We start from the raw sequence: 6,969 nt of genomic DNA on the forward strand, positions 1-6,969 counted from the left end.
GGCCTCGCCGCGGCGGGGCTGACCGTGCAGGCGCAGCGGCTAGGCGTGGCGTTCGCCCACACCGTCTGCCTTGCCGGCGCGTTCATGGTGCCCGACCCGATCTTCAACGAATTCCCGGCGACCCAGGTGAACGATGGCGCACCGCGCTCCCCCTTCACCCTTTTGCACGGCCTCGCCGATCGCGTCATCCCGGTTTCGGTGGGCCACGATTTCGCCGCGGCGCTGCGCGAGCACCACTGGCCGGTGCAGGTTGTCGAGTTGCCGGCCGACCACGGCTCGATCGCCGGCGCGGTCTACGACGCGTCCGCCGGACGCTACCGCGCTGCTATCGACGCCGAGACGCTAGCCGTCACCGCAGACGTTGCTGCTCGTATCGCCGCCGCGGGCCAACCGCTCGGGTGAGTGGGCCAGCCAGTCGTGCAACTTCGCGTACACCAGTGGGTGATTGAGCAAGTCGAAGTGATTCAACCCGGTCAGCGTCAGCCCGAGCTCTGGCTCGAACGGAATGCGTCGTGACTTGCCAAGGCCCGCAGCGCTTTTCGAACGGACAAGGTGATCGCCAGCGATCAACCCGAGCAGTGTCGGCGTAACCGTGGATGACACGAAGTGATAGCTGGTATGAGGCAGGAACGGCACCTCCCGGCAACGATCCCGCAGAAACTCATGCGGATCGGCGTCCCGCCAGTCCTCGTCGAGACACGCACCGAACCGCAGGTCTTTCACGCCATCGCTGCGAGTGTTCAAAAAGGTTGCGATAGCCCGGGTTTCGGGCAACCGCGCTAACGCCCACGACGCGATGTGCACGCCTTTCTCCAGGTCGGCACCCAGATGCGGCGAGCCCAAACACACCACCCGACTGACGGCGTTGGTCCAGCCGTGCTGCAGCTCCGCCCCGTAGTGGCATGCGCTGCGCGCCACCAGACCACCCATCGAATGGCCGACCAGGACGAGCTCGCTGATAGGGACTGGCCACTGGTCATGCAACAGCTCGAGAATTTCGCCAAGCGTGCGGCCATTGGCCGACACATGCAGTCCGGTGTTGTACCGCAGAACAATCGGGCTGTATCCGAGATCTTCGCGCAACCGTTCGCCGTAGCTTCGACCGTCTTCGGCCTCGACCGGCCGACGGGACCATGACCGCTCGGTCAGACACCAACCGTGCACGAAGACGGCGACGCGGTTGGTGGCCGCCGGGTATGCCTCCGCGATGGCCTCGGTCGTCAGCGCCACCGGTTTGTCGCCGCACCGGATCGTCATCGCGCCCGCGAGTGGGCTCCCCTGTTCGGTCAACACATCGCCGTAGATTCCATTGACCGCGGCGATCGCGGCGGCGGTGGCATCGGTGCGTGATTCGAGAGCTTCGTCGGCCTCGTTACCCCACACTTCGGCGGCAACGATTCCCGCGACACGGGCAGCGCCACGAATCCCGCGGTCTACTCCGCTGTAGATCGCCCGCGCCAACCCGTCGTGGATCGTCCGGGTCGGCGTTGCCGACGGCCCCATCGAGTCGAATACGCGACCGGAGATGCCGGCGTGCATTCCCCGCACCAGGGCGGTCAGCACCGACGACGCCTCCCCTGCCAGATCGCCGACGGCGCGGATGTCACTGCGTTGCATGTGGCCCCCTCACGAGTTCGGGTGAACGAGTGTCACAATGGCCTGGCATCTCCCTTTGCTGCCCGAACCTACCTGTGGAGCCCGGTCCGAGCTGCCGGTTTGTTCACTCAGTGTACAAGCGTTTACTGTATGTGACAGATGTTCAGCTGACCGGACACCACAGGGATGCGGGCGCAACAATCGATAGGAGCGCTGATGGACGCCACCTTTTCACTGGATCTATCCGAGGAAGTGGTGCAGGTCCGTGACTGGGTGCACGAATTCGCCGAATCGGTGATCCGCCCGGCGGCCGCCGAGTGGGACGAGCGCGAAGAGACCCCCTGGCCGATCATCCAAGAGGCCGCCAAAGTCGGGCTCTACACCCCTGATCTGTTCGCCCAGATGGCGGGCGAAGCAAGCGGGCTGGGTATGCCGACCGTCTTCGAAGAGATGTTCTGGGGTGACGCCGGTATCGCGTTGTCCATCATGGCCACCGGGCTTGCGGCAGCCGCACTGGCCGCCAACGGAACGCCCCAGCAGATCGGCGAGTGGCTGCCGCAGATGTTCGGCAGCCCCGGCGATCCCCAACTGGCCGCCTTCTGTTCCTCCGAACCGGGCGCCGGGTCGGACGTCGGCGCTGTCCGCACCCGAGCCAGGTACGACGAAGCCACCGACGAGTGGGTGCTCAACGGCACCAAGACCTGGGCCACAAACGGTGGAATCGCCAACGTCCACGTGGTGGTGGCGTCGGTGGAACCCGAGCTGGGCACGCGAGGGCAGGCGACGTTCATCGTCCCCCCCGACACCAAAGGCCTGTCCCAGGGCCAGAAGTTCAAGAAGCACGGCATTAGGGCGTCGCATACCGCCGAGGTAGTGCTCGACGACGTCCGCCTTCCCGGTGAGCTGATCCTCGGCGGCCGAGAGAAATTCGAACGCCGGATCGCCAAGATCCGGGAAGGGCATCGCACCTCGAGTCAGGCGGCGATGATGACCTTCGAGCGCACTCGTCCGACCGTGGGTGCGATGGCTCTGGGTATCGCCCGTGCTGCCTACGAGTACGCGCTGGAGTATTCGGGTCAGCGTGAACAATTCGGCCGCAAAATCGCCGAATTCCAGGCTGTTGCTTTCAAATTGGCCGACATGAAGAGCCGGATCGACGCATCCAGAATGCTGGTATGGCGGGCCAGCTGGATGCAGCGCAACAACAAGCCGTTCACCTCAGCCGAGGGTTCGATGGCGAAGCTCTATGCCAGTGAGACCGCTGTGTACGTCACCGACGAAGCCATCCAGATTCTCGGCGGTAACGGTTACACGCGGGATTACCCGGTCGAGCGAATGCACCGGGATGCCAAGATTTTCACCATCTTTGAAGGCACCAGCGAGATTCAGCGACTGGTGATCGGCCGGGCGTTGACCGGTCTGCCCATTCGCTGACGCACGCCGCTAGTTGGTGGCGTGCGCCTCTTCGCTGGCGCCGTTCATGGCTAGCGCTTCATCCCAGCCGTTGACGTGCTCCTCGACCGGTGGCGGCTCTGGCTCGAACTTGCCTTCGTCGAGCCCCGCCACCCACCGGATCGCGGCGATCAGCTGCTCGACGAGCGGCATCTCCTGCGCGGTGGGCGTCGCGCCTTCTTCGAGCTCGTCGGGCAGCTCGCGTCGAAGTCCAAACCCGTGGGCCGCCTCGTGCGCCGACAGCTTGGCGTGGATGCGGGCGTTGTAGAGCTGTTGTCCCAGCGTCGATCCGGGGGCGTCGGCCGCGCGCTCCATCAGATCGTCGTAGCGCCGCCGGACATCGCTGAGCGCCATCATGACGGTGGGAGTGGGCCGACTGTGGCTGGCCGCTTCGGTCAGCGCCGCGCGCAATTTCCGCATACCGGTGAGCACCACTTCGGCGCGCTTCTGGAACTTCTTGTCTTCAGGAAATGGCAGCGAATCGATCGCCGCCCGGTACATGTGCATCGCCGCCTCGGCGAGATTCACAATGGTTTGCGCCTCACCCTCGTGCTGATCGAATTCGCCCATAGCCCCTCAACTCATTGTTGGTGTTCAGCTCAGATCATGACGGGCTGCCGCCAATTTCCGTCCCGACAGCTGCATGGAAGAGGGTATCGGTAACGACGTCGGCCCGCATAGGGGTAGTGCGCGCACGTTCAGTAGGTAGCGCCTGCGTGCAGTGGAGCCCGTTCCACACGCTGGCCAGATCAAAGTCCAAGTGATTTACTATTATTACTAAGATAGCGGCTGCGAATCTCAAAGGACGCGGTGAGCATCGACTACGTGCGGAACGGTCGCATCGTCACGATCACGATCAACCGGCCCGAGACTCGCAATTCGCTCGACATGGAGCATTTCCGCGACCTTGCCCACGCTTGGGCAGCCTTTCGCGATGACCCCGACGCGTGGGTCGCCGTTATCACCGGAGTTGGTCGCGATTTCTGCACCGGAGCCGATCTCAAGAAGTTTATTCCTGAGTTGACCGGCGACTTGCCGCAGCCCGAGGGATGGAACAAAAGCGACGCCATTCACGCTGTCCTGCACCAGTTTCCGATCTATAAGCCGATCGTCGCCGCGGTCAATGGTGTCTGCGTGGCGGGCGGATTCGAGATGTTGACGGCCACCGATATTCGCGTCGCCGTGCCCCAGGCGCGATTCGCCGTGATGGAGCCGAAGCGCGGATTGTTTGCCGGCGGCGGCAGCACTGTGCGGTTGCCTCGCCAGTTGCCCTACGCGTTGGCGATGGAGTTGTTGTTGACCGCGGACATGGTCGGCGCCGACCGCGCGCTCGCGATGGGGCTGATCAATCGGGTAGTGCCGGGCGAGCAGTTGATGAACATCGCCTATGAGTACGCCGAGCGCATCGCGGTCAACGCGCCGCTTGCCGTGTCGGCGACAAAACAGTCAGCTGTCGAGGGCCTGGCGCTGGATCTGCACTCTGCCTATGCCAACGAAACCCTGCACAGCGACCGCATCTTCGCGACCGAGGACGCTAAAGAAGGCCCGCGCGCCTTTGCCGAAAAGCGACCTCCGAAATGGCAGGGGCGCTGATCGCCCTCAGTTGAGGCCGTAGAAGCGCTGCGCATTCAGCCCGCCGATTTTCGCGCGGGCCGCTTCGCTGATGTCCGGCCGCGTGCGCAGATGTTTGGTGCTCTCGGGCCACTCGCCGTCCCAGTGCGGGTAGTCGCTGGCGAACATGATGAAGTCGTCGCCGAGCACGTCGATGACGCCGGGCAGGATCGGCTCCTCCGGCTCGCAGGTCACGAAGATGTTGCCGGCCTGCACGTACTCCTGCGGATCACGTTGCCAGCCACGGTCAATCCAGTCGCCGCGCTTCTCGAAATGCTCGTGCAGGCGGTCGATGAAGAACGGCACCCAGCCCACGCCCGCCTCGAGGAAGGCCACCCGCAATCCGGGATGCCGATCGAAAACACCGCCGGAGACCATCGCGGTCATCGCCGTCATCTGGTCGAACGGAAAGCTGATGCAGTGCACCTGGATGTAGTTGGTGAAGCGATCGACACCGATCTTCGGCAGGTGGATACCGGGTGCGCCGTGAATGCCGAGCGGCATACCGAGCTCGACCGCGGCGGCGTAAAACGGATCGAGGTCTGGGTGGTCGAGGTTGCGCGTCTTGAGTGCCGGCGGAACCAGGGTGGCCACCAGCCCGAGCTCTTTGGCCTCCCGCATGACGTCGATCGCCGCCTGTCCATGTTCGACCGGGGCCACCGCGACGCCGCGCAATCGGCCGCCCGCCGGGGCGCAGAAATCCGCAATCCACTGGTTGTAGTGGCGGGCGAACCCGGCGGCGAATTCGGGATCCTCGAGGCTGGGCGTGCACAGCCCCATGCTCGGATACAGCACCATGGTGTCGATGTGGTCGCGGTCGGCGTCGCCGAGCACGCCCTCCACCGACCGGCAGTTGATGTCGGACGCCTTGCTGATCCCGTGCTCGGGCGGGCATCCGGCGCCCGGGCCGGTGTCTTCGGGATAGTTGCGGCCCTCGATGACCAACCTGGGTCTGCCGTCGGTACTGGCCGTAACCCGCTGCGGCCAGCGTTTCATGGCCTCGATCGCGAACGATGGGTTTTCCGCGACGTGCCCGTCGGCATCGATGATGTGCATAACTCGCTCCCGTCGTCAGGATCCATGGTGTTGTATGCAGCGTGCACCACCGACGGCGTCATCGCTTCCAAAACGCCGGCCAAACAAGCCGTGCCAGTTGTCCTAACGTGAATCCAGCGCGGCCGTCCATGTAACACTGCCGTAATGGCGTATTCGATTGCTCGGCCCAAGCTCGAGGGCAATATCGCGGTCGGCGACGACCGACAGCTGGGGTTTGCCGAGTTCGGCGATCCGCAAGGTCGTGCGATCTTCTGGCTGCACGGCACTCCTGGCGCGCGACGTCAGATCCCGGCCGAGGCCCGCGTGTACGCCGAGGACAACCACATCCGGCTGATCGGCATCGATCGCCCCGGCATCGGGGCGTCCACCCCGCATCAATACGAGAACGTCCTCGCTTTCGCCGACGACTTGCGCACCGTCGCCGACACCTTGGGCATCGACAAGATGGCGGTGATCGGCCTGTCCGGCGGCGGCCCCTACACCTTGGGATGCGCGGCGGCACTGCCCGACCGTGTCATTGCGGTCGGGGTGCTGGGCGGCGTGGCGCCCACGGTCGGCCCGGAGGCGATCAGCGGCGGACTGATGTCACTCGGATCGACGGTGGCGCCGCTGCTTGCGGTAGCGGGGTTCCCGATCCGGTGGGCGGCGGTCGGTTTCATCCGTCTGCTGAAGCCGGTCGCCGAGCCCGCGCTGTACCTCTACGCGCGGGTGTCTCCGGAGGGCGATCGGCGGCTGCTGGTGCGTCCGGAATTCAAGGCGATGTTCCTCGACGATCTGCTCAACGGTTCGCGCAAACAGTTGTCGGCCCCGTTCGCCGACGTCGTCGTGTTCGCCCGGGATTGGGGCTTCCGGCTCGACCAGGTGAAGATCCCGGTCCGCTGGTGGCATGGCGACCGCGATCACATCGTGCCGTTCGCTCACGGCGAGCACGTCGTCACGCGGCTGCCCGACGCGGAGCTGTACACACTGCCCGGGGAGAGCCATCTCGCGGGCCTGGGCTTTGCCGAGGAAATTCTGCAGACCATGGTCGAGCTCTGGGACAGCATCGAAAAGAGCTGATTTCGCTCGTGCGCGCGACACCGTCACGCGCTGTGTGATAAACGGAGCGGGTGCCCGGAAACCCACCGCTCACCAAAGATCAACGCAACTCGTTCATCGCCGCACTGCTGGGCTGGACGATGGACGCCTTCGATTACTTCCTCGTGGTGCTGGTCTACGCCGACATCGCGAAGACCTTCCACCACACCAAGGCCG

General features: G+C 64.7%; 6 protein-coding genes and 2 pseudogenes. 5 read left to right on the forward strand and 3 right to left on the reverse strand.

Annotated features, from left to right (window positions below):
• Positions 1-402 (forward strand): annotated as a pseudogene (locus VGH54_RS27445) (esterase); the annotation flags it as partial.
• Here VGH54_RS27445 and VGH54_RS27450 read toward each other — a convergent pair.
• Positions 343-1,617: an alpha/beta hydrolase gene (locus VGH54_RS27450; protein WP_331515283.1), complete on the reverse strand. Its 1,275-nt coding sequence runs from the start codon at positions 1,615-1,617 to the stop codon at positions 343-345. The pseudogene VGH54_RS27445 and the gene VGH54_RS27450 overlap by 60 nt on opposite strands.
• Positions 1,618-1,812: 195 nt before the next feature.
• Between VGH54_RS27450 and VGH54_RS27455 the strand changes: the two genes are divergently transcribed.
• Positions 1,813-3,030 (forward strand): acyl-CoA dehydrogenase family protein, encoded by a 1,218-nt coding sequence (locus tag VGH54_RS27455; RefSeq protein WP_331515284.1) that lies wholly within the window; start codon positions 1,813-1,815, stop codon positions 3,028-3,030.
• Positions 3,031-3,039: 9 nt separating this feature from the next.
• Here VGH54_RS27455 and VGH54_RS27460 read toward each other — a convergent pair whose 3' ends face one another.
• Complete coding sequence (locus VGH54_RS27460; protein ID WP_331515285.1) at positions 3,040-3,618, reverse strand: XRE family transcriptional regulator; 579 nt, start codon at positions 3,616-3,618, stop codon at positions 3,040-3,042.
• A 240-nt stretch (positions 3,619-3,858) separates the two neighbouring features.
• Between VGH54_RS27460 and VGH54_RS27465 the strand changes: the two genes are divergently transcribed.
• A complete protein-coding gene (locus tag VGH54_RS27465) occupies positions 3,859-4,641 on the forward strand; it encodes an enoyl-CoA hydratase/isomerase family protein (protein ID WP_331515286.1) in 783 nt (260 codons plus the stop codon).
• Between the two features lie 6 nt (positions 4,642-4,647).
• On the opposite strand, the gene VGH54_RS27470 is transcribed toward VGH54_RS27465, so the two are convergent.
• The gene (locus VGH54_RS27470) at positions 4,648-5,715 is read right to left on the reverse strand and encodes an amidohydrolase family protein (RefSeq protein ID WP_331515287.1); all 1,068 of its coding nucleotides are present in this window, start codon (positions 5,713-5,715) and stop codon (positions 4,648-4,650) included.
• Between the two features lie 144 nt (positions 5,716-5,859).
• Between VGH54_RS27470 and VGH54_RS27475 the strand changes: the two genes are divergently transcribed.
• Positions 5,860-6,774 (forward strand): alpha/beta hydrolase, encoded by a 915-nt coding sequence (locus tag VGH54_RS27475; protein ID WP_331515288.1) that lies wholly within the window; start codon positions 5,860-5,862, stop codon positions 6,772-6,774.
• A 50-nt stretch (positions 6,775-6,824) separates the two neighbouring features.
• Positions 6,825-6,969, forward strand: a pseudogene (locus VGH54_RS27480) (hypothetical protein); the annotation flags it as partial.

Source organism: Mycobacterium sp. (genome assembly GCF_036488105.1).
Taxonomy (GTDB): domain Bacteria; phylum Actinomycetota; class Actinomycetes; order Mycobacteriales; family Mycobacteriaceae; genus Mycobacterium.

What these genes read in the sequence shown, in the direction of transcription:
- VGH54_RS27460 (WP_331515285.1), bottom strand. Translation starts at nt 3,618, where the DNA reads ATGGGCGAATTCGATCAGCACGAGGGTGAGGCGCAAACCATTGTGAAT.
- VGH54_RS27470 (WP_331515287.1), bottom strand. Translation starts at nt 5,715, where the DNA reads ATGCACATCATCGATGCCGACGGGCACGTCGCGGAAAACCCATCGTTC.
- VGH54_RS27475 (WP_331515288.1), top strand. Translation starts at nt 5,860, where the DNA reads ATGGCGTATTCGATTGCTCGGCCCAAGCTCGAGGGCAATATCGCGGTC.
- VGH54_RS27450 (WP_331515283.1), bottom strand. Translation starts at nt 1,617, where the DNA reads ATGCAACGCAGTGACATCCGCGCCGTCGGCGATCTGGCAGGGGAGGCG.
- VGH54_RS27455 (WP_331515284.1), top strand. Translation starts at nt 1,813, where the DNA reads ATGGACGCCACCTTTTCACTGGATCTATCCGAGGAAGTGGTGCAGGTC.